Below are 680 nucleotides of genomic sequence, written 5' to 3'. Positions count from 1 at the left end.
TATCGAATTAGCCGGTTAAGAGGGAGTCGCCGCGGGATCCGACTGAGGCGACCAGGTCCTGTTCTTCGAGCCGTTCGGTATAGCGCAGCGCTCGATATTGAACTCCGCGGTCCGAGTGATGAATCAGTCCGCTGAGGTCATCGCCGGCGTGGGCGCGCTGCCAGATCGCCATGTTCAGCGCGTCCAGGGCCAGGTCGGTGTACAGATTCTTGGACAGCTGCCACCCAACGACCATCCGCGAGTAGACGTCGATGATGAACGCCGCGTACACCCATCCGCTGTACGTGCGGACGTAGGTGATGTCGGCGACCCACAGCTGATTCGGGCGCTCAGCGACGAACTTGCGGTCCACCAGATCAGCGGGGCGTTCGGTCTCGGCCTTCGGTCGGGTGGTGCGCGGGGACTTGGCCCGCTGGACCCCTTTGAGGCCTTCGGCTCTCATGAGGCGCTCGACAGTGCAGCGGGCGACCTGGTGGCCGGCGCGGCCCATCTCCTTCCACATCTTGCGGGCTCCGTACACGTGGTAGTTCTCCTCGTACATCGTGGTGATCGCGACGGTGAGCTCGGCGTCACGCACCGATCGCGCTGACGGCGGCCTGGACTTGGCGGCGTAGTAGGACGAAGGTGCGATCGCGGCGCTGGTCTCGGTCAGTGCGTCGCAGATCGGCTGGACACCGTGT

General features: G+C 64.6%; 1 protein-coding gene. It reads right to left on the bottom strand.

Features of this window, described 5'->3' with window-relative positions; all coding sequences use genetic code 11:
• Positions 1 to 7: 7 nt before the first annotated feature.
• Positions 8 to 680: IS3 family transposase (locus CEY15_RS17885; RefSeq protein ID WP_141244343.1), on the bottom strand; the 673-nt coding region annotated here is incomplete at its 5' end.

The organism is Dietzia natronolimnaea, assembly GCF_002289575.1.
Lineage (GTDB): Bacteria > Actinomycetota > Actinomycetes > Mycobacteriales > Mycobacteriaceae > Dietzia > Dietzia natronolimnaea_A.
The sequence above is the reverse complement of the archived record's forward strand: the minus strand, read 5'-3'. Positions and strand labels throughout refer to the sequence as shown.